Annotated in this window: 27 protein-coding genes and 1 other annotated feature (1 of these 28 cut by a window edge); of the genes, 5 read left to right on the plus strand and 22 right to left on the minus strand. The window is 34.6% G+C overall.

The genetic code is table 11. The annotated features are described in order from the left end of the window. Positions 1–7: 7 nt before the first annotated feature. From CS937_RS12420 to CS937_RS12445, 6 genes are all read right to left on the minus strand, one after another. Positions 8–688: a metal-dependent hydrolase gene (locus CS937_RS12420; protein ID WP_099158767.1), complete on the minus strand. Its 681-nt coding sequence runs from the start codon at positions 686–688 to the stop codon at positions 8–10. 72 nt (positions 689–760) lie between these two features. Beyond that, positions 761–2311: a polyamine aminopropyltransferase gene (locus CS937_RS12425; protein WP_099158768.1), complete on the minus strand. Its 1551-nt coding sequence runs from the start codon at positions 2309–2311 to the stop codon at positions 761–763. Between the two features lie 105 nt (positions 2312–2416). Further along, the gene (locus CS937_RS12430) at positions 2417–2812 is read right to left on the minus strand and encodes a DUF350 domain-containing protein (RefSeq protein WP_099158769.1); all 396 of its coding nucleotides are present in this window, start codon (positions 2810–2812) and stop codon (positions 2417–2419) included. Positions 2813–2827: 15 nt separating this feature from the next. Further along, positions 2828–3481, minus strand: a complete 654-nt coding sequence (locus tag CS937_RS12435) for a DUF4247 domain-containing protein (protein WP_099158770.1) — start codon at positions 3479–3481, stop codon at positions 2828–2830. A gap of 82 nt (positions 3482–3563) precedes the next feature. Beyond that, positions 3564–4232 carry a PspA/IM30 family protein gene (locus tag CS937_RS12440; RefSeq protein WP_099158771.1) on the minus strand — a complete coding sequence of 223 codons (669 nt, stop codon included), beginning with the start codon at positions 4230–4232 and terminating at the stop codon, positions 3564–3566. Positions 4233–4249: 17 nt separating this feature from the next. Further along, positions 4250–4759, minus strand: a complete 510-nt coding sequence (locus CS937_RS12445) for a DUF4178 domain-containing protein (protein WP_099158772.1) — start codon at positions 4757–4759, stop codon at positions 4250–4252. Between the two features lie 162 nt (positions 4760–4921). Between CS937_RS12445 and CS937_RS12450 the strand changes: the two genes are divergently transcribed. Beyond that, positions 4922–6019 carry a M24 family metallopeptidase gene (locus CS937_RS12450; RefSeq protein WP_099158773.1) on the plus strand — a complete coding sequence of 366 codons (1098 nt, stop codon included), beginning with the start codon at positions 4922–4924 and terminating at the stop codon, positions 6017–6019. A 139-nt stretch (positions 6020–6158) separates the two neighbouring features. Here the strand turns inward: CS937_RS12450 and CS937_RS12455 are convergent, their stop codons facing one another. Beyond that, complete coding sequence (locus tag CS937_RS12455; RefSeq protein ID WP_099158774.1) at positions 6159–6917, minus strand: SDR family oxidoreductase; 759 nt, start codon at positions 6915–6917, stop codon at positions 6159–6161. Between the two features lie 138 nt (positions 6918–7055). Beyond that, on the minus strand, positions 7056–7208 hold the full coding sequence (locus tag CS937_RS19505) for a hypothetical protein (RefSeq protein ID WP_176555829.1): 153 nt from the start codon (positions 7206–7208) through the stop codon (positions 7056–7058). 132 nt (positions 7209–7340) lie between these two features. Here CS937_RS19505 and CS937_RS12460 point away from each other — a divergent pair, with 132 nt between their 5' ends. Then, a complete protein-coding gene (locus tag CS937_RS12460; RefSeq protein WP_099158775.1) occupies positions 7341–7775 on the plus strand; it encodes a universal stress protein in 435 nt (144 codons plus the stop codon). A 33-nt stretch (positions 7776–7808) separates the two neighbouring features. Here the strand turns inward: CS937_RS12460 and CS937_RS12465 are convergent, their stop codons facing one another. From CS937_RS12465 to CS937_RS12490, 6 genes are all read right to left on the minus strand, one after another. Continuing rightward, a complete protein-coding gene (locus CS937_RS12465; RefSeq protein WP_099158776.1) occupies positions 7809–8324 on the minus strand; it encodes a MogA/MoaB family molybdenum cofactor biosynthesis protein in 516 nt (171 codons plus the stop codon). Positions 8325–8391: 67 nt separating this feature from the next. Further along, positions 8392–9576, minus strand: a complete 1185-nt coding sequence (locus CS937_RS12470) for an acetate kinase (protein ID WP_099158870.1) — start codon at positions 9574–9576, stop codon at positions 8392–8394. A gap of 13 nt (positions 9577–9589) precedes the next feature. Beyond that, positions 9590–10573 (minus strand): class I SAM-dependent methyltransferase, encoded by a 984-nt coding sequence (locus CS937_RS12475; RefSeq protein ID WP_099158777.1) that lies wholly within the window; start codon positions 10571–10573, stop codon positions 9590–9592. A gap of 119 nt (positions 10574–10692) precedes the next feature. After that, a complete protein-coding gene (gene tpx / locus CS937_RS12480) occupies positions 10693–11193 on the minus strand; it encodes a thiol peroxidase (protein WP_099158778.1) in 501 nt (166 codons plus the stop codon). A 115-nt stretch (positions 11194–11308) separates the two neighbouring features. Further along, on the minus strand, positions 11309–11803 hold the full coding sequence (ytfJ, locus tag CS937_RS12485; protein ID WP_099158779.1) for a GerW family sporulation protein: 495 nt from the start codon (positions 11801–11803) through the stop codon (positions 11309–11311). Between the two features lie 15 nt (positions 11804–11818). Continuing rightward, a complete protein-coding gene (locus tag CS937_RS12490; protein WP_099158780.1) occupies positions 11819–12409 on the minus strand; it encodes a DUF2953 domain-containing protein in 591 nt (196 codons plus the stop codon). Positions 12410–12653: 244 nt separating this feature from the next. On the opposite strand from CS937_RS12490, the gene CS937_RS12495 reads away from it, so the two are divergent. Continuing rightward, on the plus strand, positions 12654–13454 hold the full coding sequence (locus CS937_RS12495) for an NAD kinase (protein WP_099158781.1): 801 nt from the start codon (positions 12654–12656) through the stop codon (positions 13452–13454). 132 nt (positions 13455–13586) lie between these two features. Here the strand turns inward: CS937_RS12495 and CS937_RS12500 are convergent, their stop codons facing one another. The 6 genes from CS937_RS12500 to refZ all read right to left on the minus strand — a co-directional run bounded on the left by CS937_RS12500 (position 13587) and on the right by refZ (position 19150). Beyond that, positions 13587–13787, minus strand: a complete 201-nt coding sequence (locus tag CS937_RS12500; RefSeq protein ID WP_099158782.1) for an alpha/beta-type small acid-soluble spore protein — start codon at positions 13785–13787, stop codon at positions 13587–13589. A 116-nt stretch (positions 13788–13903) separates the two neighbouring features. Further along, positions 13904–15106: a tRNA uracil 4-sulfurtransferase ThiI gene (gene thiI, locus CS937_RS12505; RefSeq protein WP_099158783.1), complete on the minus strand. Its 1203-nt coding sequence runs from the start codon at positions 15104–15106 to the stop codon at positions 13904–13906. A gap of 6 nt (positions 15107–15112) precedes the next feature. Then, a complete protein-coding gene (locus CS937_RS12510) occupies positions 15113–16252 on the minus strand; it encodes a cysteine desulfurase family protein (protein WP_099158784.1) in 1140 nt (379 codons plus the stop codon). 103 nt (positions 16253–16355) lie between these two features. Beyond that, positions 16356–16625 carry a hypothetical protein gene (locus CS937_RS12515; RefSeq protein ID WP_099158785.1) on the minus strand — a complete coding sequence of 90 codons (270 nt, stop codon included), beginning with the start codon at positions 16623–16625 and terminating at the stop codon, positions 16356–16358. Between the two features lies 1 nt (position 16626). Beyond that, complete coding sequence (gene ezrA / locus CS937_RS12520; RefSeq protein ID WP_099158786.1) at positions 16627–18318, minus strand: septation ring formation regulator EzrA; 1692 nt, start codon at positions 18316–18318, stop codon at positions 16627–16629. Between the two features lie 229 nt (positions 18319–18547). After that, positions 18548–19150 carry a forespore capture DNA-binding protein RefZ gene (gene refZ, locus CS937_RS12525; protein ID WP_099158787.1) on the minus strand — a complete coding sequence of 201 codons (603 nt, stop codon included), beginning with the start codon at positions 19148–19150 and terminating at the stop codon, positions 18548–18550. A gap of 115 nt (positions 19151–19265) precedes the next feature. Between refZ and CS937_RS12530 the strand changes: the two genes are divergently transcribed. Next, positions 19266–19748 carry a GAF domain-containing protein gene (locus tag CS937_RS12530; protein ID WP_099158788.1) on the plus strand — a complete coding sequence of 161 codons (483 nt, stop codon included), beginning with the start codon at positions 19266–19268 and terminating at the stop codon, positions 19746–19748. Between the two features lie 73 nt (positions 19749–19821). Here the strand turns inward: CS937_RS12530 and CS937_RS12535 are convergent, their stop codons facing one another. Beyond that, a complete protein-coding gene (locus tag CS937_RS12535) occupies positions 19822–21708 on the minus strand; it encodes a sensor domain-containing diguanylate cyclase (protein WP_099158789.1) in 1887 nt (628 codons plus the stop codon). A 380-nt stretch (positions 21709–22088) separates the two neighbouring features. Here CS937_RS12535 and rpsD point away from each other — a divergent pair, with 380 nt between their 5' ends. Further along, positions 22089–22691, plus strand: a complete 603-nt coding sequence (gene rpsD / locus CS937_RS12540; RefSeq protein ID WP_099158790.1) for a 30S ribosomal protein S4 — start codon at positions 22089–22091, stop codon at positions 22689–22691. 497 nt (positions 22692–23188) lie between these two features. Here rpsD and tyrS read toward each other — a convergent pair whose 3' ends face one another. Further along, positions 23189–24460 (minus strand): tyrosine--tRNA ligase, encoded by a 1272-nt coding sequence (gene tyrS, locus CS937_RS12545; protein ID WP_099158791.1) that lies wholly within the window; start codon positions 24458–24460, stop codon positions 23189–23191. A gap of 58 nt (positions 24461–24518) precedes the next feature. After that, positions 24519–24701, minus strand: a binding site (T-box leader) (it continues 24 nt past the right edge of the window).

The following is a 24701-nucleotide window of genomic DNA, read 5'->3' on the forward strand; positions in this document are numbered from 1 at the left end:
ATCATCTTTACAACAACAACTCATCGCCAATCGCCATCACTCTACCCTCACCAGTTTTAACCTTTCGAACAAACTGATCCGGATCCTGCTTAATTACAGGAAATGTATTGTAATGCACTGGAACTACTATTTTTGCATTAATCCAATCGGTTGCTATTAATGCATCCTCAGGTCCCATAGTAAAATTATCACCAATTGGTACAAATGCAACATCAATATTATTCATGTCACCGATCAGTTTTAAATCAGAAAATAATCCAGTATCACCTACATGATAAATTGTTTTTCCTTCAGCAGTGAACAATATCCCACCAGGCATTCCAGTATAAACAATTGAATTATCTTCTTCCGTATACGAGGAACCATGAAAAGCTTGCGTAAATTTCACCTTTCCAAAATCAAATTCATGTGCACCACCAATATGCATTGGATGCGTATTCAACCCCTTGAATCCAAGGTATACTGCAAGTTCATTTGGTGCAACAACTAACGCATTATTACGCTTAGCTATTTCAACTGTATCCCCTACGTGATCATTATGACCATGGGTTAGTAAAATAACATCTGCTTCTACTGTGTTTGCATCTAAATCACATGCTTCATTTCCTGATATAAATGGGTCGATTAATACTTTATGATTGTTTGTTTCAATTCTGACAACCGAGTGTCCGTGATATGATAGTTTCATCTTATTCTCTCCTTTATATAGTTTAACTCTACTCTATATATTCAATAGAGTTTCCATATTTCCTTTACCCGATCAATAGTTTTTCCATGCATTTTCATAAATTTGAATAAGGTTCGGATCAATTAATGTATTTGGCTTTAAATCAACATATTTTCCATTTTCTTTAATAATTTTATTATCTTCATCTTTGCCAAAATCGGTTAGACTTGGCAGCATATCTGTTGATAGAAATCGTGTTGGAACATCTATATCAATCGTATCCAAATTAATTTCTTTTCTACTTGCCATTACAAAGCCCCAATTTCCAAAGCTTGGTACGTCAACATGAAGATTGTCCACGTACATTCCCGTAGATTCTATTGTTTCCGAAATTGTCCAATACACTTGTGTAGCAAATACAGGACTTGTAGATTGAATCATAGCTGCACCGTCTGGTAGTAAATGATTTCGAACTAATGAGTAGAATTCTTTTGTGTATAGTTTGTTCAAACTTTCATTGTTAGGATCTGGTAAATCAACAATGATAACATCAAACCATTCATCAGTATTCTCCAGATATTTAAAAGCATCTTTATGAATTACATTAACTTTATCATTTTTTAATGATCCTTTATTTAATTGAAGTAATTGTCGGTTGGTTTTTGCCAACTTAACTACTGCAGGATCAAGGTCAACAAGTGTTATCTGCCCGACATCATCATATTTCAAGATTTCTTTAGCAGCTACTCCATCTCCACCGCCTAAAATCAAAACATTGTCATGTGAAGATGCAAAAGCCATGGTCGGATGAACAAGTACTTCATGATATCTGTACTCGTCTGTTGAACTAAGTTGTAACGATCCATCTAAAAATAATCTTGTATCCCCTTGATCTTGAGTTAAAATAATTTTTTGATACTTGCTTTGTTCCATATAAGTAATTGGATCTTTATAAAGTTTCTGTTCAAACGAGAACGCCATTTCCTCACCAAAAAACAAGCCAATTACCAATAAAATTCCAATAAACACTCCAAACACAGCATGTATTCTGAATCGTTTTATCTCTTTTCGAAACAGCCATAACACTGTTAAAGCAACTACAAGATTAATACAACCAACTAAAAATGCGGTTTTTACCATTCCAAATTGTGGACGTAATAAAAAGACAAATAATAGCCCACCAACTAGTCCACCCGCATAATCTGAGAAAAGAACCCTAGCTGTACTTTGGTTTAACGTTACTCCGATTTCATTTGCTTTTCGTATAAGAATCGGTAATTCAACACCCGTTAATGCCCCAACCAAGAATGTTATAAAATATAAATAAAAGGCATCCGTTCCTTCTGGTGCGAATGCAGTAATACCAAACATTGTAAAACTAGAAAATCCACCAATAACTGCAACACCAAATTCAATCCAAATGAATGTAATAATTAAATTTTTCATTACTTTTTCGCTTATACTAGCACCAATTCCCATACCTGTTAAAAACAACGATATTGTTAACGTGTATTGCTTTACACCATCACCTAAGATGTAAGATCCTAACGCCCCAAATAACACTTCAAAAATGATGCCACAAATGGAAACGATCCCAGATGCCCAATAAATCAACTTACTTTTTCTTACGGCTAGCTCGTCCAATTCTACCACTCCATCATTCTCAAAATAACGAGGCGGTCAAGCAAAATTTGCCGACCGCTCCATTACATTTCTATAATTTGTTTTCAGTCTCTACTATGTTTCCTGTTACGTAATTGATGCACCAATAACAAATGCTAAACCAATTGATACTCCTATTGATATCGTTCCAACAGCAATGTTATTTTTCAATAATTGCTCTTCAACAGAGAATGAACGTGTAAATAAATCAAACAATACATAAGCAATCAATTGAAGTACGACACCGTAAGCACCCCAGATGATCGTTTCGTAAATCGCCGTGCTATTGTAGATAGCAAATGCTAAAACAATACATATTCCGATTATTTTACCCGCAATAGATAACGCAACAGCTTGATTACCCTTTTTGACTTCTTCCATATCTTTATATTTTCTTGTCATATTCTCAAAAATTACTAAACCAATTAAAACAATTAATACAGATATAACAAAATAAACAAATGTCGCTAAAAATGGTCCCATTTTATCACACTCCTATTATTTTCCTGCACCTGGTCCGCCACCTCTAAATGAAGTATCACCACGTTTATGTGTTCCATAACCACTACCGGTATATCCACCGTAACAATTTCCTGACTTACACTTTTTAGCTCTTTTCTTTCCCCAATCATCCACATCAAGGAAGTCATCTAACAACCTATATGCAAAATACGTTTGTAAAAAGCTTGGTGAATAATTGCGTCGTACAAATTCGTCCTCTGCAACTTCAATTAATAACACATCATTATCTTCATCATTTACCTTTAATGTAACAAAATGTTCTGGATAAACTAAGATTTGTTGATTGTCTTTAACTTCACTAACCTTATCGGGTTTCATTTTAGATGACAGTACAGTTGCTAACTCTGATAATTCAAATACTTTTGTTGCATAAATCTCTGCACTTTGGTTCCCTTCACCAGACACAACATCCATCAAGGTAAAATTTGCTTCAATAATGTCATCTATTTCGTTGCTAGTGTTGCCTTTTATTTTAGAAATAAGTTCTTCTTTACTTGGTTCTTTTGGAACATCCTCTGATGTTATTGTTACATCCTCTTGCATACCGCGGTCATCAAAGGGGGATGAACAAGCAGTCATCAATAACATAATTAATACAAAGCCTATGTAAACACTCCATTTTTTTAACAAACAAATACCCCCTCTCTTTCTAGAATGAGTGAGGGACAGCCAACCCATAGGGTACTGCCCCTTTTATTAATATGATAAGCTTTTATTCTTTACCCATCTTTTTCTTTAATGCTGCCAATTCATCATCAACATCGTTTTTCTCTAAATCTTCGAATTCATCGTCTAGTGTACGGCTTGCACGAGATAAATCTTCACTAGTTTCTGCTTCTGCTTCGAAACGCATAACTTTCTCTTCCATGCGCTCAAATCCTTGTTTGGAACTGTCACTGCCGATAGAGGACATTGTTCTATTCATTTTAGTTCTTGTTTTAGCAGATTCCGCACGTGCTTTCAAGGAATCTTTTTTCAATTTCATTTCTTGATATTCTTTTTTCATTTCTTCTAGCTTATTACGGACTAACTCTGAATCAGCTTTAGCACGTTCCCATGATTCTTTTAATACATTAGCTTGACTTTCATGATCATTTTTATCTTGAAGTGCACGACGCGCTAAATCTTCATTCCCTGCTTCAATTGCTTGTTCAGCCTGTTTTTGTCTCTTGTCAACCATCGCTTGCGCATCATCAGCTTTTCGTTTTAGCATTTTCTCATTTGCAATTTGTTTTGCTACAGCTGATTCTACTTCACGAATATCCTCCGCCATATCACGCATAAATTGATCGAGCATTTTTACAGGATCTTCTGCCTTATCTAACATTGCATTTAATTCAGAACCAACCACAGTTGTTACGCGTTTAAAAAATTTAAACATTATTTTTCCTCCTCTAATTATGATCCAGCTAATATTTTTATTTCATAAGCTTCGATTGGATAACCATAGCTTGCTTCAATTTCTGTTCCCCAGGATTCAAAGCTTAAGAAGTGTTCTTCCTCTGCGTCACTATAATCTGCGTAACGTGTTTCCACGCCACGTAGATTCGCACTCCTGCCTTCTCCAACTACACGAGCAGTTCCTCGTTCCTCGAGAAAATATTTTTTACCTTCATAGGTCACTTCCTTCGGATAAGGATTATCTACTGGAAGTTGAATTTTTTTGTAAATTCCTAGTTCCAATTCATCATCCATTTCAGCAGCTAACCAAATCGTATCATGTCCTTCTAATAATTGATAGCTGTACCATTCATAACCGCCATCACGATAAGTAATTTTCCCAACAACTTCATAATCCCTTAGGTCATACGTTAAAATGTCACCTATTTCAATTGACAAAACAGTCCGCTCTTTTGGTGCTGGTTTATCATCCCGCTTCTTTGAAAAAAGATTTCCAAACAGTCCCACTGCGTCACCTCTTTACATCTTAAATGGTACTTACATCTTGTAATACGATTATATTATCAAAAGGTTTCAAAATAAATTAAGAAATTTTATACACACTAGATTTTAGGAATCCAAATATTTTTTTGATATACTGAGGTTATTCTATGATTATGAGGTGATAAAATGACAAGTCGACTTGAAACACTACTAGAAAAGATGAATGACAGTAACTTAGATGGTATGCTCGTCACTTCAACAGCCAATTTTTATTATTTAAGTAATTATTATACAGATCCTCACGAAAGGGTAATTGCTTTATACATAAGTAAATTCAATGATCCATTATTGATTCTCCCAGCAATGGAATCTGAAGACGCCAGAAAAGCTGGGTGGGAATTTGAAATCCTTGGCTACAGTGATCACGAAAACCCTTGGGAGCTGTTCGATAAATTTTTGAAAAAAGCTGGAAAGATTCCACAAACATTAGGAATCGAACACGATCATATTACATTGGAACGCTTCAATCATGTTAAGCATATTTTACCACAGGCAACCATTCATAATGCACAAGATATGCTAGCTAATTTACGCGTAATAAAAAGTAAAAAGGAATACACATTACTAAAACAAGCAGCAAGTCTTGCCGATTTTGGAGTTGAAACAGGCATAAAAGCGATTCAAGAAGGAGTCAGCGAGTTAGAGATAATTGCAAAAATTGAATACGAATTAAAAAAACAAGGAATCCAGGGTATGTCTTTCTCCACAATGGCATTATCTGGTACAAAAACAGCGTCACCACATGGAAATCCTGGGATGAAAAAAATTGAAAAAGGCGACTTGATGTTGTTTGATCTCGGTGTCATATATGAGGGTTATTGTTCTGACATCACGAGAACAGTTGCTTATAAATCAATTACTGATGAACAGAGACAAATTTACAACACTGTCCTTGATGCTGAGAAGAAAGCAATTGAAGCATCGCGAGTAGGTACACCTGTAGGAAAAATTGATATGGTAGCACGGAATCATATCGAACAAGCTGGTTACGGTGAATACTTTACCCATCGAATTGGACATGGATTAGGAATTGAAACACACGAATATCCTTCCATGCATAGCAAGAACGAGCTAGCCTTACAAGAAGGTATGTGCTACACAATCGAACCAGGAATTTATGTTCCAAACACAGGAGGGGTTCGAATTGAAGATATGATTTATATGACAGCTAAAGGACCTGAACAACTGACAAAATCACCTAAAGAGCTAACAATTATTGAATAGAAAAAATGGTACGCCTACTCAAAAGGTGTACCATTTTTATTTCTCAACAAAGATTCCGCAGTTTCCATAAGCACTTCCCACAACTTTTTTATCTATTAAGGCGTTGTTAAATGAGGTTCAGCAGCTAGACGAAAAAACGTTAACGATAGCGATGAATTACATCAAGTCCACCAGTAATTTCAAAAATAGATCCTGTAATCATATCAGAATCGTTGTCACATAAAAACATGATAGTCCTGGCAATATCCTCTCCAGTACCTGATCGTCCAATAGGAGTAGCTTCATCATGAAATTTTCGACTATCTGATATACTTGACTCCTTCATTTCTCCGACAATATTACCTGGGCAAACCATATTTGATGTAATTTGGTATTCTGCTTCTTCAAAAGCAACAGTTTTTGTCAATGAAACTAGACCACTTTTTGCTGTAGCAAATGCAGAACGATATAACCATCCTGAAGCACTATTTGCACCTTGAAATCCGTAATTGATTATTCTTCCAAACCTTTGTTCTCTCATATATGGAATTGTCAGCTTTAATAAATAAAAAGCAGCATCCAAGTTTCCGCGCATCATTTCATGCCATTCATCTTCAGTATAATCTAATAATTTTTTCCTTTCAAAAACAAATGGCCCCGCATTATTAATAAGAAAGTCGATTCCACCATGATGTTCTACAGCTTCACTCACCAAATTTTCAATGTCTTTCTTGTCTGTTACGTCTGTTTTTACAATATGTATTAATTCACGATAATCTGCTAAATCGTCCATAACTTCTTTTGCTTTTTCATAATTGCTTCGATAGGTTGTTGTTACATAATGTCCTGCTTTAACAAATGCTTCTGTAACCATTCTTCCTAATCCAGATGTACCTGCAGTAATAAGTGCATGCCCCATTTTTGCTCCTCCTTTTTGTCTTTGTACAAAAAAGCGAACCAGTTAATCATGAATGGAATTATACCATAATATACTAGGATTAAGAAGCAACTTGACTAACTGAAAATAATCCACCCTATTAGGATGGATTATTAACCACTAGTTTTTCTGATTATTATACGTGTGAATACTCCTGTTATTGGACAAACTCTCTTTGTCCTCAATAACACCACTCTGATAACTTTCAATCAGCTGGTTTTGTACAGACGCGATACCTTGCTTATCTTCAAAAAGTTTATCATTTTTAGCCAAAAATATCACCTCCACATTTAGTATGCACACATATTATTCACATTACTTCTGCCATTTTAAGTAATTTATTGTTATCACTACCTGCAAAAAGGGTATATAAATAGTATTATAAAGAAAAGGGGGAGATGTAAAATGGATTTTGAGTACAAAAATATTGTTGTTGCAGTTGATGGATCAAAAGCATCAGAAATTGCATTTGAAAAATCGTTAGATATTGCAAAACGAAATGAAGCAAAATTAATTCTCGCCCATGTCGTTGACTCAAGAACATTTGCAACTGCAGAAGCATATGATCGTACATTGGCAGAACGAGCAGAAGACTATGCAACCGACTTATTAGATGGATATTCATTAAAGGCGAAAGCTGCAGGTGTCATTAATATTAAAAAAGCTGTAGAATACGGCTCTCCAAAAGTAAAGATTGCAAAAGACATCGCCAAAAAACATAAAGCAGATCTTATTATTTGTGGTGCTACTGGAATGGGTGCAGTTGAGCGATTTTTAATCGGAAGCGTATCAGAAAGTATAACCCGTTATGCCAGTTGTGATGTCCTCGTTGTTCGATAAAACTATAAATAACGCCTCCGAAATTAGAAGGCGTTATTTACATATATCTTTTTTAATTTCATGCACAATATGTGAAAGTTCAGGAAGTATTAATTTTTCCATCGCTAGTTTCACAGCTCCACTTGATCCTGGAGTTGAAAATATTGCTGTATGGTTACTTACACCAGCTATTGCTCTTGATAATATCGCAGCAGAGCCAATATCCTCCTGGTAGCTTAGCATCCGGAATAATTCGCCAAACCCTGGTAATTCTTTATCCAATACATTTTTAACCGTTTCAATAGTAACATCCCGGTACGCAATTCCAGTACCTCCATTTATTAAAATGACATCAATATCGGAATTGTCACACCCAGCATCAATCATATTTTGTATGGAGGTTTGCTCATCAGGAATAATTTTCTTTATTTCAACATAATGACCCGATTTTTCTAAAAGCTCGATCATTAACTTTCCACTTTTATCTGTTATTTCTGTTCTTGTATCACTAACGGTTATAACCATACATCTTAACGTTTTCAAATTACGTTTATGTTGTTCAACAGACATAATCATCCACCTTTCAATTATTAAAAAGGTTTTGATACGAATATTACATATCAAAACCTCTCATAAATCATGATGTCAATCTTACCGTGTCTCGTGCGATCATGACCTCTTCATTAGTAGGAATAACAAATACTTTAACAGGTGAATGTGGGTAATTAACAAATGTTTCCTTCCCTCGAATTTGATTCAGGGTAGGGTCCCAATATACTCCCATAAACTCTAACCCTGTCAACACTTTTTCTCTAATCGTAGCACTATTTTCTCCAACACCCGCTGTGAAAATAATCGCATCTACACCAGACATCCTTGCAGCATAGGATCCAATATATTTGTGAATACGTGCTGCAAAAACATCTAAAGCTAACTCTGCACGTTCATTTTCAGAAGCTTGTTGTTCAATATCACGTAAATCACTTGAGAATCCTGACAATGCTAGCATTCCACTTTTTTTATTTAAGACATTTATTACTTCGTCTGCAGATTTACCAGTCTTGTCCATAATATAAGGGATTAGAGCAGGGTCAATATTACCGGAACGAGTACCCATGGTAACCCCTGCAAGTGGGGTAAAACCCATAGACGTATCAATTGATTTACCATATTCAATTGCCGCAATACTAGCTCCGTTACCTAAATGACAAGAAATCAAACGTAATTGACCAAGAGGAATATCTAGTAGTTCCGCTGCTCGTTGTGATACATACTTATGTGATGTGCCATGAAACCCATATTTCCGAATTCCATATTCCTCGTAGTATTCGTACGGTAAACTATACAAATAAGACTTCTCAGGCATTGTTTGATGAAACGCAGTATCAAAAACAGCCACCATAGGTACATTAGGCAAAACTTCTTTGAATGCCATTACGCCGGTTAAATTAGCTGGATTATGAAGTGGTGCAAGTTCCGATACCTCTTCAATTTCACGTATAACTTCATCTGAAATTCTTACAGAGTCCGTAAAACGTTCTCCACCATGGACAATTCGGTGACCAATTGCACTTATTTCTTCAAGTGATTGTATGACACCAGAAGTTCTTAATCGTTTTAACAACCATTTAACGGCAGTTTCATGGTTAGGGATTTCCGTAACAACACTATCCTTCTCACCGTTAATCGTTATCGTAAAAATGGATTTTTCCAATCCAATCCGTTCGAATAATCCCTTTGCCAATACTTTTTCTTCTGGCATTTGAATCAATTGATATTTTAAGGAGGAACTTCCGGCATTTATTGCCAATATATTACGCAACACAATCATCCCCTCAATCAAAATATTCTCTAAACCATTCATTCATTTGATTTAGTATATCATCCATTGCTTTTGCGTTTTTAAACGAAGGAAGATTTACGAGCAATGGTTGCTTAGGTGTAGCAGTTTGTTCCCCTTTCTTCTGAAGAACAAGAATACTTTTGATATTCTTTTTTGATTTAAAAGCACTTTCGGGCAAACGCAGAACACCTATTATATGTGCATTTTCCTGTAGAAATTCATGAAGTTTGTCCGATTGGTCACTATCAAATAAAAATTCCGGTATTACAAAAATTAAGTAGCCACCGTCCTCAGTATATTTCAAACTTTGCTCAATAAACAAATGGTGTGAATAGGAATGCCCACTATCTGCTTTTAGTTCATATTCATTAGCCCGAATATCATCAGGATAATAACCCACTGGTAAATCAGCAACGAGTAAGTCAACCGGATCCATTAAAAATGGTCGTAAACTGTCTTGATGGAAAAAATCCACATTTACTTTTTGTAAATTTGCATTTAATAACGAAAGTCGAATAAGTGTTGGATCAATTTCACTACCAAAAGCCTCCGTCGGCTGTTTTAAGTGATTGACAACAGAAGTTAATAAATTCGCAGTCCCGCTTGCAGGGTCAAATATTCGAACCTTTTCCTTGCCTTTGGTGAGTTTTTCAGCTAGATAACTAACTAACAATGCAACCGTTTCAGGAGTCATAAGATGTTGTTGCTGAGTGGAATCTTTCATCCCTTTTAGGATTGCTAACTGAATCGCCTTACGTATGTCAACTGTCTGATATAAAGAGAGTTCAACTTCCTTTAAAGCGTTCTGTATTTTTTGTGATAATATATCGTCAATGTCTTCTGAAACATCATGATAAAAAAGACATTCAAGTGCAGTTGCTAAACTATCTAAATATGGTTCGTTATCATGCTGTTGAATTGATTCAGTTGTTTGATCTAACCATTTGTATAGTTTTTCAACATTAGAATTTTCCATATATAAATATCGCCTCCGTTCCTACCTTTTCAAGCTTATCTATTGTACCAAATGTTCACTATTTATGTACAAAAAAAGCCCTCTTACCGATAAATTAGCAAGAGGGACTTACATAATTTTTAAATAGCAGCCTTTGCCGCTTCTAGAGCTTTATCATAATCTGGATGATCGGTTACCTCGTTAACGTATTCCACATATGTAACCTTGTTATTAGAATCAACCACGAAAATAGATCGTGATAATAAACGTAACTCTTGAATCAAAACACCATATTTTTCACCAAAATCTGCATCACGGTGATCTGATAATGTGTCAAGATTTTTAATTCCGTTTGCTGCACACCAGCGCTTTTGAGCAAAAGGTAAATCCATGCTAATTGTTAATACATGAGCACCTGCAATTTTATCCGCTTCTTCGTTAAAACGTCTTGTTTGTTCTGCACACACACCTGTATCAATAGATGGTACTACACTAATCAACTTCACTTTACCTTCATACTTATCTAAAGAAACCTCTTGCAAATCATTTGATAATACTGTAAAGTCCGGGGCATTATCGCCAACTTTAATCTCGTTACCAAGAAGTGTAACAGGGTCTTGATGGAATGTAACTTTAGCCAAATCAATCATTCCTCCTAAATAGTGTGTTAATATCCTCAACCCATATTATGAAGAATATTCCATCACCTGTCCATTAATTTATCCTGAAAAATACCATTAATCAGTGTACATTTTATTAGATATCATAAATTGATTGTTGTGGTTTTTCTTCATGACTTTTACTTTCTTTATGTTCTTTGTCCTTTTTCGTAGACTTCTTAGATTGACCCGATTCCTTTATCATTTGTTGAACTTTTTCTACTACTTGTGGAGCAAAATCGATCATTTTTTCAAACAAATGTGTATTTTCATCAAGATGGACCATTTTAATTCCTTTTGCACTTACAATTAAGAATGCAACAGGTGTAATAGATACACCTCCACCACTACCTCCACCAAACGGCATACCTGATCCTGAATCTTCGCTATCGCCACTTTTATCAGAACCTTTTTTCTTTCCGCTAAATTCACTACCTCCAGCAGCAAAGCCGAATCCAACCTTAGAAACAGGTATAATTACGCTACCATCAGGCGATTCCACTGGATCACCGATAATCGTATTAACTTCAATCATGTCCTTTAAATTTTCCATTGCTGTCGTCATTAAACCTTGTATTGGATGTTCACTCATAAAGATCCTCCTTGTTTAAATATAAACTTCATTTTTCAGTGATGATTTTCGTATCACTTTAATAAGTGCGTACATAGCTTGCCCTATTCTTATTGATACAATACAATCAAATTTTGAATTAATATATTTCCGTTGAAAATGAGGGGAAACAGACATAATCGGTTTACAGGATAAGTGACTCGTAGTGTCTATAAATCCAATTAAAGAACCTTTAACCGCCCATATGCCACCCGCAATAATCCCAGTAGAACTGGCATCCCCAGTCCCAAAAAACGTATTCCATTCCAATTTATGTACTTGAATTCTTCTTAAAAAAATTCGTGCTGTCATGGTAAAAGTATCAACAGTTTCTATGATACTGTGAACGAAATTGTCAACTTGTTTTAAGTTCTCCAAAAATGTCTTCCCTCTAAATGGATTCTTCCATAAATCTTTATTTTCAACTTCATCAAGATCAATAACCTTGTTTAGAAGCTTTATCCCATAAAAACGCATACGAATAATAATTAACTGTTTATCCTGTTCGTATGTATATATAAAATTAATATTTATTTTTGAACACAATACTATACTAAGTAAGACAACCCCTACTATAATCCAAAACAATTCAAATCAACTCCATTTAAGAAGAAAACGATATATTCTATACTCTGTTACTATTTACCAATTTCAATCCGATAATTCCTATTTGTTAGGAAAAACTATTTTTAAATGGTAAAATAAACAAAAGTCTGAAGCGTACAGTTACTAGTTTTTTGACATGGCTTATTCTATCGAAATTTCATTGGGCTAGAAATTTATATTTCCTTTACTTTAAATTGAAATGAATCTTTTAACTCGAGGTGATTACATGCCTAATCGTAAAAACATATATTTTTACTATCAACAAGATAATGAATTAGAGAGTAGACTTCAGCAATTATTTGATTTAGCTATTAAAAATGATTTCACAATTGTAAATGACCCAAATGATGCAAGTATAATCGTTAGTATTGGTGGTGATGGTACCTTTTTACAAGCTGTTCGAAAAACCGGATTTCGCCAGGACTGTTTATACACAGGAATAACGCGTTCAAATGAATCAGGGTTATATTGTGATTTCAATTTAGACAATTTTGATGAAATGCTGCATACAATGGTTTATGAGGAAATGGAAGTTCGACGCTTTCCAGTAATTAACGTTCAAGTGAACGACGAATCATCTTTTGAATGTTTAAATGAGGTAAGTATTCGATCAACTATTATTAAAACAATTGTAATAGATGTACTAATTGATGATATGAACTTTGAGACATTTCGTGGAGATGGCTTAATTGTTGCAACTCCGACCGGAAGTACTGGATACAATAAATCAACGCATGGTGCTGTCATTGATCCCAAGATTCCATGCTTCCAAGTTTCAGAACTAGCGTCATTAAACAACAACCGGTATCGTACTCTTGGTTCGTCCTTTGTATTAAACAATGATAGAAAATTAACCTTGGATATTGTTCAGAGTGGTAATGATTATCCAATCATTGGTCTAGATAATGAAGCATTTCCTATTAAGAACATTAAAACTATTACGGTAACACTTAGTGATAAGGTTATAAAAACGGTAAAATTGAAAAATAATTCCTATTGGGACCGAGTAAAGCGAACATTCTTATAACAGGTTCTTTTTGCAAAGTTTGTTGCTGTATATAAAAATATGAGTAAAGCACCTTAATTAAAAAAAATAAACATCAAGAAATAAGGCTACCTCAATATGAGGTAGCCGTTTTGCCAGTTAATTATTTTATTGTTATTGTGGAGTACCACCAAATTGTTGTTGTGCAGTAGTCACTAAACGTTTTGTGATTTCTCCTCCAACAGACCCGTTTGCACGAGAAGTTGTATCAGCACCAAGTTGTACGCCAAACTCTTGCGCGATCTCCGTTTTCATTTGATCTAATGCTTGTTGTGCACCAGGCACTACTAATTGATTTGAATTATTAGAAGCCATGATGTTCTCACCTCCTTGGTACTTATAGAATGTGTAACAAGGGGATAAACAATACACAGAACAAGTTGGAAGTTGTTGTTAGCTAGACCAGTTTTTTATAAGAATAATGCTATTCATTAAAGCAAATCCTCAAACTCATTTACTGAATCGTTTTGATCTGTTAATTTAACTACTTCAATACCTTCAATTGCCTCTCTTAGTAATTCAGAATAATCTACTTGTGATTCAAAGTAATTTACCTTGTCTCGTTTAGGCTTTGTTTTCGGAGATTTTGGAACAAATATTGTACAACAGTCTTCATACGGACGAATTGAAATATCATACGTATTTATTTTTCGGGAAATTTTTATAATATCATTTTTATCCATTGCAACTAACGGACGTATTATTGGATAGTTGGTAACTTCATTGATTACATTCATACTTTCCATTGTTTGACTAGCAACTTGGCCCAAGCTTTCTCCATTTGTCATAGACAATATAGCTTCATTTCGGCAAACTGTTTCACTTATTCGTAGCATTATTCGGCGCATAACAGTCATAGCGTACCCATCTGGCATGTCTTTGAAAATTTGTTGTTGTAACTTTGTAAAGGGAACGAGGTGAACGTTAATACTGTTCCCATACTTAGTCAATTTTTGTGCTAAATCTAATACTTTTTGTTTTGCTCTTTCGCTAGTGAATGGTGGTGAATGAAAATGAATAGCTTCAATCTCAACACCGCGCTTCATTGCTAAATATCCTGCTACTGGACTATCAATACCTCCAGATAGTAATAGCAATGATTTTCCAGATGTTCCAACAGGCAAGCCACCTGATCCAGCAATCACACTAGAAGTTATATAGGTTGCCTCATTTCTGATTTCTATTTTAACTTCAAGGTCAGGATTATGAACATCCACTGTATACCCTTCCGTATTAATAAGCAGATGGCCACCGACTAATTGGTTCATTTCCTGTGAACGAACTGGAAAATCCTTATTAATTCGTTTTACTGAGACTTTAAAAGTTTTAACATGTTCACTATTGTTCAATGCGAACAATGCTGCTTCTTTAATCTTTTCCTCTTCATTTATAACCTTTATTGCTAAACTGAGACTTTGAATTCCAAAAATATCTTTACACCGTTCTAGAATAGGTTCAGGATCTTGTCCATGTAACAAGACAAACATTCTTCCCTGTGTACGTTTAACTTTTACTTCTGGAAAGTCTTTTAATTTATGGCGAATATTTTCTTGTAATTTGACAATAAACTTTTTAATATTTTTACCTTTTAAGGCCATTTCACCATAACGAATTAAAATATGATCATATTGCATTTATATCTACTCCATTACTTCTTTTAATTGTGTTAATGCTTTTTCCAACTCTTGTAAAAACGTCTGGATTTCCTCTTTTGTCGTATCATATGAGAGACTTATTCGTAATGCAGATGTTGTACGTTCCTTAGAAAATCCACAAGCTTCTAAAATCCTGCTTTCATCTTTTTGTTTTGATGAACAAGCAGATTTCGTCGAGATGAATATATTTTGTTCACCTAGTATATGAATAATCACTTCAGGCTTCAAGCCAGGAACAGAAATATTTATGATATGTGGTGCCGCTATTTCAGGCGTATTAATTTTGACACCAACTATTTTCTGCAAACTAACTCTGAGATAACGTTTTAATTCAGCAAGCTCTTTCGCTTCATTTGCTTGACGCTCCTTAGTTAATCTTAGTGCTTTAACCATTGCAACAGAGCCAGCGAGATTTTCAGTACCTGAACGGATTGCCTGCTCTTGATTTCCACCATGAAATAACGGGAAAAGCTTTGTCCGATTATTAACATACAATATACCTGTACCTTTAAGACCGTGAATCTTATGACCTGAGATCGTACACAGATCAATTCCACTGTTGTTTAATTTCAATGGAACTTTACCTATCCCTTGAACATGATCAACATGAAAAAAGAGTTTTGGATATCTTTTTGCAATTTCTCCTATCTTTTCGATAGGCTGTATAGTTCCAATTTCATTATTTACATGCATGATGCTGATAAGAATAGTATCATTTCGTATAGCTTGTGTTAAATCCTCTAATGATACTACCCCATTTTCATCAACTGGTAAATAGGTTATGTCAAATCCTAATGTTTCCAATGCTGCACAAGCTTCCATTACAGACGGATGTTCAATCTGCGATGTAATTATGTGCTTTCCACGTGCTTGATGTGCAAATGCAATTCCTTTAATTGCCATATTATTTCCTTCTGTACCACCAGAAGTAAAAATGATTTCATTATTATTTACGTGTAAAATCTCAGCTGCTTGCTCTTTCGCCTTTAATAATAATTTTTCTGCTTCTCCTCCTAATTGATGAATGGAAGAAGGATTAGCAAAAAAAGATTCAGAAGCCTGCTGAAAGCTTTTTAAAACAGACGGATGTGGTTTTGTTGTTGCACTATTATCTAAATAAATCATTGGTTTAATCTCCTCTTGATGTTGTTACAATAAATTAAAACAATCAAGGCTGACTTAAGAAAAAGATATCGTAATATCCCTTTTGCATAAGACAGCCTTTTATCTATTCCTTGTTTAATGAAGCTAATATGGCATCGATTGAAACTTTATTATCATTCTCTGTAAAACGTGTTAAATCAATAACTTTTCTTTGTTTATTGACCTTTACCAATTGCTTACTTGGAATTTCTTTTTCAACAAAATCCTTAATTGAATATCGATGTGTTTCAAATGGTACTGCTTTATCCTGTTGTATAGATAATGTAATAACAAAGGTCCATAACCCCAAAACACAAGCACATAGAATGCTAATGCTTATTTTTTTCACGGACATATTAACTCATTACCTCTTGGTTTTCTTCAATACGTTTTAATGCACCCGGCTCAATTTCTTCTAATGCTTTAGCGGCCTGTTCAAGGGCAACCTCATATTCATATGATCTAAATAAACGTTCCGATTCCGCTAATTTCGCCGCGAGTAGTGGATACATACTACGATATCTATTTGCATATTGAATTACTTGTTCTGTCAAATAAGCCTGATCAAGCATCATATCTGTTTTTTCTATCGCATCATCTACAGCTATTTGCGCTTCAGCTAAGGCATGCTGTACTTCTGTAATATCCAATGGTTGCTTTTCTAATGCCTTCAATACACGGACATTTTTTTCGTTAGCTGCCTCTGCCATATCCCATATATGGTTTGGAACACCCGGAATATTGCTTTTGTCTAACTTTTTCATGGTGTTATAGAGCTGATTTTTCATTTCGGTTAATTTTTCTTTTGCTTCTAGTTCATCTTTACGCAAGTTATGAATAAGTTTCTTAAATTCTTCATGTTCCTGCTGTAGGGCTTCTATCTGTTGAAAGCCCCCCTCCAATATTACACGTAAATCGGAATGTGCCATATCTTCGTTTTCCATATCATGGGAGAGTTCCTTAAATTGCTTTTGAAGCTGTGTAATTGTTTTATCTAATGATAAATATTTTTCCATATCACTGTCTTCAAAATAATATGCTTGTTTTAATTGTTCAACCTCTACCTTCGTATCATCAAAGCTGGTACCCAGCTCGTCTAATAAAATGCGATAGCTTGGAGTCTTGGTTTCCATATAGCTTTTTGCTATTGCTTCTTTCTCCAAGAGTTGATACATTTCTTTTATTCTTTCCTCAGCTTCTGAAATAATTGATTTAGAATCTGATGTGTCCCCTTTTTCTAAAGAATTAACACAATCTAACAAGCGACGTTGATAATTATGTATTTCTTTCTCAAAGCCTAGGTGCTCCACACGATAGCCATCATCCTTCATCCCCTTCAATCCAGTAAATAGGTCATCTAACTGGGCTGGTAAATCATGTTTACAGGCTTTCAGAATAGCAGGAAATTCTTCAATTTGCTGCTGCAGGATTTCAAGATTAACTTTCAATTCATCAACAACTTTTTGAGCATCAAAATAATCACCAGACTGTGTTAAATTATGATATTCAGCTAGCTTTTCCTCAAGTTCATCAATTTCAACTTCAAAACGTACTTCTGCTTTACCATACTGATATCGATTTTGTGATAACTTCTTTCGCAATGCTTTAATATCTGGTTGAATTTGTTCGATTTCAATACGGCTAGATTCTTCTGACTCTAATAGCTGGTCCAATTCCTCTAACATTTTTTCAATATCATTTTCGATTGATTGCAATATTTGTTCTGCTTTCCGCAATATTTTTTTAGCGGATTGGAAGCGATAACGGTCAGCAGCTTCCTCAGCATCAAATAATTCTTCCTCAATATCCGGCAATTCCCTTGTCACAATATATTCCCAACGATCTTTCCAGGTTTCAAATTTTTCCTGTGTTTCTCCAGACAAATTTAAACTTTTTATTTGGGAAATCTGCGATGCAACATTACGGTTCATAATATCCATTTTCCAGCTTTCTAGCCGATCTACAATATCATATATCCGCTTCCGCAATATAAGGCCAACAATAATTAATGCTATAATTACTAGTACTATTCCAATGAAATATGCCATATAAAGCCTCCTAACTCTATTCCTGTGTAAGAGGATGTTTTAACAATATGCTCTCTTGAAGACAGGTATCAATAAAAAAACAACTATTAAATCCGTCAATTCAGTTATTATTATACTTATGATACCATGTAAACAACATTTTTTGCTAAAAAAAATCAAATAAATTAACGATTTGACAAATTTTTTTATACGTTTATAAAAAAAGGTCGCCAGATGCAACCTTTATCAATTACTGAACAATAAAATCTAGCCAATTATTAATGGAATGAACATATTTTTTCACAAATAGTTTATGGGACTCCTCCCCAACAACTTGATTTTTCCACTCATTCTGTAATACATACGGAGTAATAATCATTCCTTTTAGTTGCATTAATAGAAAGTCACGATCCATTGCCAACTGTTTTTGTGGTTTTAAAACGGCATAAAAAGTTTCTCTAATATAGTAATTTTCTTTAGCAATATATGTAACAGCCATTTCCCTCACAAAAACTGAATCAAGCGATAGTTCACGATGAATAAAACAGGAAAATTGATGATTAATTTGTTTGTACTGTATAATGGTGTTTATTAACTTTTTTAATCTTTCCAACTCGGTGTCATTTTCAGTTTTTTGCAATGTTTCTTCAATCGCTTTAAGATATGTTTCGTAATATTGGGTTACACCATATTCCAACAACCCTTGTTTACTATTAAAGTAGTAACTGATCAACGACACATTCACAGCTGCTTTCTCGGCTATATCACGTACAGAAGTGCCATGGAAGCCTTTTTGAAAAAATAATGCAGATGCCGCATCCATTACTTTTAGTTTTGACGGATTCTTTTTCATGGTATTTCAACTCCTTATTTCACAAATACGACAAAGCAGGTAATTATCCTGCAATTACTTCTCGACAATAAGTGCAAGCGAATGTCGAAATCCATCAATTGAAAGGAAAATGTATATGTTTCAAGTTAAAAATTATTCCGGAAATAAAGAAAAGGATTATGAATTAGTTCTAAAACAGCTTGAAGCTTTATCTGAAGGAGAAAAAGACGCTATAGCAATTATATCTAATGCATCAGCTTTATTGAATCAATTCTTAGATGAAGTTAACTGGGTAGGTTTTTACCTTTGGAAAGAAGATGAATTAGTTCTTGGTCCATTTCAAGGATTACCTGCCTGTATTCGAATACCTTTTGGAAAAGGTGTTTGTGGGGCTGCCGTTAAAGAACGTAAAACCCAACGAATTGCAGACGTCATGCAATTTCCCGGTCATATAGCATGTGATGGAGCAAGTAGATCGGAAATTGTTGTCCCACTTATTGTCAACGATGAAATCTATGGTGTACTTGATATCGATAGCCCTATGACAAACAGATTTGATGAGACAGATCAGATTTACATTGAAAAGTTCGCTAAAATAGTAGAAAAATTCTTAAGCTAAAGCAGAACAACTAGGCGACGAAACTAAATCAACCGAAAAGCCTTGAAATATTCCTTGGCTTATCGGTTGATTACTATTGATTTGGAGCGCTTTCTTCAGTCAAAGAAAACTGCGAATTCCACTCCCCTTTCACAACACAGTTTTTACCTATCTTTTTTGCTTCATATAAAGCTTTATCCGCTCTTAGAAAAACGTCTCTTACCGAATCATTCGATTTACCAGACCATGTAGATACACCACAAGAAAGCGTAATCAAAGGGTTAGTAAAGTTTTCCACTTGCTTTCGAATCTGACTCGCCAAAAAGACACCATCATCAATTGACACATCTGGAAGATAGATGGCCAATTCTTCACCACCCCACCTTGCTGGGATATCGTTTTGTCCTAAATGAAGTGTAATAATTTGGGCCACTTGAATAATCACTTCATCCCCAACATGATGTCCATATGTATCGTTTACCATTTTAAAATCGTCAATATCAAACAAAATCAACGTCCCTTTTTCATCCGTTTCCATATGCAATTGTATTTTCTCATCTAAATATTTTCTTGAGTATAGCTTAGTTAAATAATCTTTGATAACTGCATTTTCCAGTTTCTCTTTTAAAATCGAATTGGTTAGAGCTAACGTAGAGTGCTGAATTAATGATTGCATTAATTTAAAATTTTCAAAGGAGAAGTAATAAGATTCATCATGCATAATTACTATCACACCATAGATTTTAGCAGATTGTAACATCGGAATTGCCATAACGGAGCGATATGGCAGACCATTGAAGTCCTTAGATAAATCTCCTGAAAATATTGCTTCTTTCTCCGTGTTCATCTGATTAATGAGATATTCTGCAAAAGCTTGTCCCTGTTTGGTGTAAAAATAATCAGTACTACCGGATAAAACATCAAATAATTTATCTGATTCTTCATTACTATAAATAAATCCAACCTGTGTGGCGTTACATGTATCCATTATTTGTTGTCGCATGACTTCAGTTATTTCAGCTATTTTTAAATTTGAATTCAATTGATGTGTAGCATCATTTATTCGTTTCAAATCTTTAACAAGATGTCTTGAGTGTTGATATAATGTTGCATTTTCAATAGCTTTTCCTACTATATTTGCTATTTCCGTTATAAATTCAATTTCCTCCTGAGAATAATCTACCGTTTGTGGTGCAACAAATTGAATCACGCCATAGACGCCCTGATTTCCTCTTAGTGGTGCATATAAGCACGACTTTTTCTCTTTTACGCGATCTTCAAGCTGTACTTCTCCCGTGATAAACGCTTGTGTACTTACTCGCTTAGTCGCATCATCACTATATTCAATCTCCTTAACTGGCAAAGTACTATCAGCCTTGTAATCTTGAGATAGCAGAATATAGAATGTGAATCTTGGATACAACTTGCGGAGGGTTCGTGTTGTTTCTGTAAGTATGTCATTTTTATTAATGGAAGAATAAAAATGTGACGTTAAATCATATAAAAACTTACTTTTCCGTTCATTATCCTTCCCCACCTGATAATAATTAATTATTTTTAAAAATTGTTCTATTTCACATTTTAACGAATCAACTAGTTCTTTTGTGATATCCTTATCGACAGAAAATAATAAAAAGCCAGCCAGTTCCTTATCCAATTGTAATGGAATAATATATGTCTCTTTGTAATTAACTGTCCCTTGAACTATTTGATTTCTCTCGATAAAAGAGAGATTTTGATTGATAAATTGTGACATGATTTCATCCAATAGTTCATCTCCGTGTTTACCATTTGTTGATAATTCATATTTTTTATCCCAATTGTTGTAAACATAAATAGCCGCATGTTTGGTATGAAGTAAACTGTTCAGTTGCTGAGCAAGCATAAAGAGAAGTTCATCATAAGAATAAGTTGCTACATCTGAAATTAGCTCAAAAAAGATACTCCTTAATTTTTCTATTAATTTTTTTTGGCTTGCCATCTAATACACCTCTCATGAGGATCTATTATTTAATTTTTCTATTAATGAATTTGTGAATTTTTCTAATTCTAATCTAATTATATAGGAAATGAAGGTTTTTTCCTATATAATTAGATGAAAAATAAATTATAAAGTCATGTTGTTTATATTCATATATGTGTTGACTTCCGTTGTTAAAAATTATATACTATGCTTTGTGTAAAATAAAAAGGTAGCCTATGTGAACCGACGATTGTTATCATTTTGTTCCTCTAATTAAGAGAGGTGTATCGTGTAACTCTCTGCTGCTGGAGCGATGGTACATGAAAACAAAATGAGCAACGTACAGGAACACGGTCTTCTATTTTATGCAAATAAAATAATAAAGGAGGAAATGTCTAATGGCACGATTTACTGGATCAGTATGGAAAAAATCACGTCGTCTCGGCATTTCATTAACTGGAACTGGTAAGGAACTAGATAAACGTCCTTACGCTCCTGGTCAACATGGACCAAACCAACGCAAGAAAATTTCTGAATATGGCTTGCAACAGCAAGAAAAACAAAAACTACGCTTTATGTACGGGTTGAACGAACGTCAATTCCGTAACCTATTTGATCAAGCTGGTAAAATGAAAGGTATCCATGGTGAAAATTTCATGGGTTTACTAGAATCACGTCTAGATAATTTAGTATTCCGTCTTGGTTTAGCACGTACTCGCAGACAAGCACGTCAGCTTGTAAACCATGGTCACGTGACTGTTGACGGAAAACGTGTTGATATCCCATCATACCGTTTAAAACCAGGTCAAGTGATTAGTTTACGTGAAAAATCACAAAATCTAGACATCGTTAAGGAAGCTCTAGAAGTAAATAACTTCGTACCTGAATATCTATCTTTCGATGCAGATAAATTAGAAGGTAGCTACACTCGTTACCCAGAACGTTCAGAACTTCCAGCAGAAATCAACGAAGCGCTTATTGTTGAATTCTACTCTCGTTAATAATTTTTATAGTACTATGAAAAACCCTAGAATGTTGAGTTCTAGGGTTTTTCTATTTTTATGATTTAAACAACTGTCTCTTGTATCGTATCGAAACACATTTAGATGAGTTTTTAAGCCATACGTTTTGGTGGAAGACGCAAGTTTAATCCCAATTCTTGTGCTTAATGATACAAAGAATAAGCACTAGTTCTATCCAGTTAACAATGAAGTATCTCTTCTCTTACCACAATCTAAACCAGCTATATTTCTATTCAATCTCTATTGGACATGCGATCGCGCCCATCTCTGTAACAATAACCTTCTTTCTTTTTATTAGTCGAATCGTACATTGTATCAAAATATTCTATACGATATATTTTCACCTCCTTTTAAGATATTCTATTTATTTTATTTATTAAGGAAGCGGCAATAATCTCGATAATATAATACAATTCCAATATAAATAGGACACTCACATGAGTGTCTTATTTATATTACTTGTGAGAGAATCGCTGTTACTTATAACTAATCATAAAGTATTTCTTCTTCCCACGACGAATGATTGTAAACTGATCTTCAATTCGATCTTCTGAACTTATTGTATATTGCATATCTTGGTTTCTCTCACCATTGATATAAATAGCACCATTTTTAATATCTTCTCTCGCTTGTCGTTTTGATGATGAGATAGATGCATTAACTAGTAAGTCTATTAGCCCGATATCTTCTTTGGTCATATCGTACGTTGGAACATCTTTAAACCCTTGTTTGATTTCACTTGCGGATAGTTGTTTTAAGTCACCACTAAATAATGATGCTGAAATTTTTTGCGCTTGTTCTACTGCGTCTTGGCTATGAACTATTCTTGTAACCTCTTCCGCAAGACGTTTTTGCGCCAACCGATTTTCAGGATGGTTTTCCACTTCCGATTGTAACTGTTCCATCTCTTCTTGTTCAAGGAACGTAAAGTAATGTAAAAACTTTATTACATCACGGTCATCCGTATTAATCCAAAACTGATAAAATTCATATGGAGATGTTTTTTCCGAATCCAACCATACAGCACCACCGGCAGTTTTACCAAATTTTGTACCATCTGCTTTTGTTATTAGCGGAACTGTTAAACCGTAAGCCTTTGTTTCTTCCTCGTCCTGCCCGCTAGATCTACGAATTAACTCCATCCCTGCAGTAATATTTCCCCATTGGTCACTACCACCTATTTGAAGTGTACAGTTTTCCTGTTCATACAATTTTAGAAAATCAAGTGATTGTAAAATCATATAACTAAATTCTGTAAAGGAGATACCTTGTTCAATTCGTGCTGAAACAGATTCCTTCGCTAACATATAGTTAATTCCAAAGTGTTTTCCTGCATCACGTAAAAAGTCTATAACTGTCATACTTCCTAACCAGTCATGGTTGTTTCGAGCAACGGCTGCATTCTCCCCATTATCAAAATCAAGTAGCTTAGCTAATTGTTGTTTAATTTTATTACTGAACCCTTCAACAACAGCCGCTTCATTTAATGAGCGTTCTGCTGAGCGGCCACTTGGATCCCCTATCATTCCTGTACCACCACCGATTAACGCAATTGGTCGATGTCCTGCTCGCTGAAATCTCTTTAAAATTAACACAGGAACAAGATGGCCAATATGTAAACTGTCAGCAGTTGGATCGAAACCAGCGTATAATGTTACCTGATTATCACGTAAATGTTTTTCTAATCCTTCAAAATCCGTTGTTTGGTGTATTAATCCTCGATTTTGTAAATCATTTAAAATCTCCATTACTTCTATCTCCTTTTAATTTTTTAAATAAAACAAAAAATCTCGTCCCTTTTGACTAAAAAGGGACGAGATTTTAACTCGCGGTACCACCCTTGTTGCATATGTATGCCACTTTGGGGTTGTTAACGGTGGGCTTCACCGTTTTTCTATAAAGAAAAAAGCTCCAAGATTGTAATTCGTCAGCAAATATATACTAGCTTTCACCAACCGCCAGCTCTCTATAATAGTGATTTGCTCAACT

This window comes from Virgibacillus ndiopensis (assembly GCF_900187325.1).
Taxonomy (GTDB): Bacteria; Bacillota; Bacilli; order Bacillales; family Amphibacillaceae; genus Virgibacillus_E; species Virgibacillus_E ndiopensis.

Coding starts and splice junctions, on each gene's coding strand:
- CS937_RS12420 (WP_099158767.1), bottom strand. CDS start 688: ATGAAACTATCATATCACGGACACTCGGTTGTCAGAATTGAAACAAAC.
- CS937_RS12430 (WP_099158769.1), bottom strand. CDS start 2,812: ATGGGACCATTTTTAGCGACATTTGTTTATTTTGTTATATCTGTATTA.
- CS937_RS12440 (WP_099158771.1), bottom strand. CDS start 4,232: ATGTTTAAATTTTTTAAACGCGTAACAACTGTGGTTGGTTCTGAATTA.
- CS937_RS12450 (WP_099158773.1), top strand. CDS start 4,922: ATGACAAGTCGACTTGAAACACTACTAGAAAAGATGAATGACAGTAAC.
- CS937_RS12455 (WP_099158774.1), bottom strand. CDS start 6,917: ATGGGGCATGCACTTATTACTGCAGGTACATCTGGATTAGGAAGAATG.
- CS937_RS12460 (WP_099158775.1), top strand. CDS start 7,341: ATGGATTTTGAGTACAAAAATATTGTTGTTGCAGTTGATGGATCAAAA.
- CS937_RS12465 (WP_099158776.1), bottom strand. CDS start 8,324: ATGTCTGTTGAACAACATAAACGTAATTTGAAAACGTTAAGATGTATG.
- CS937_RS12475 (WP_099158777.1), bottom strand. CDS start 10,573: ATGGAAAATTCTAATGTTGAAAAACTATACAAATGGTTAGATCAAACA.
- ytfJ (WP_099158779.1), bottom strand. CDS start 11,803: ATGAGTGAACATCCAATACAAGGTTTAATGACGACAGCAATGGAAAAT.
- CS937_RS12495 (WP_099158781.1), top strand. CDS start 12,654: ATGCCTAATCGTAAAAACATATATTTTTACTATCAACAAGATAATGAA.
- CS937_RS12500 (WP_099158782.1), bottom strand. CDS start 13,787: ATGGCTTCTAATAATTCAAATCAATTAGTAGTGCCTGGTGCACAACAA.
- thiI (WP_099158783.1), bottom strand. CDS start 15,106: ATGCAATATGATCATATTTTAATTCGTTATGGTGAAATGGCCTTAAAA.
- CS937_RS12510 (WP_099158784.1), bottom strand. CDS start 16,252: ATGATTTATTTAGATAATAGTGCAACAACAAAACCACATCCGTCTGTT.
- CS937_RS12515 (WP_099158785.1), bottom strand. CDS start 16,625: ATGTCCGTGAAAAAAATAAGCATTAGCATTCTATGTGCTTGTGTTTTG.
- ezrA (WP_099158786.1), bottom strand. CDS start 18,318: ATGGCATATTTCATTGGAATAGTACTAGTAATTATAGCATTAATTATT.
- refZ (WP_099158787.1), bottom strand. CDS start 19,150: ATGAAAAAGAATCCGTCAAAACTAAAAGTAATGGATGCGGCATCTGCA.
- CS937_RS12530 (WP_099158788.1), top strand. CDS start 19,266: ATGTTTCAAGTTAAAAATTATTCCGGAAATAAAGAAAAGGATTATGAA.
- CS937_RS12535 (WP_099158789.1), bottom strand. CDS start 21,708: ATGGCAAGCCAAAAAAAATTAATAGAAAAATTAAGGAGTATCTTTTTT.
- rpsD (WP_099158790.1), top strand. CDS start 22,089: ATGGCACGATTTACTGGATCAGTATGGAAAAAATCACGTCGTCTCGGC.
- tyrS (WP_099158791.1), bottom strand. CDS start 24,460: ATGGAGATTTTAAATGATTTACAAAATCGAGGATTAATACACCAAACA.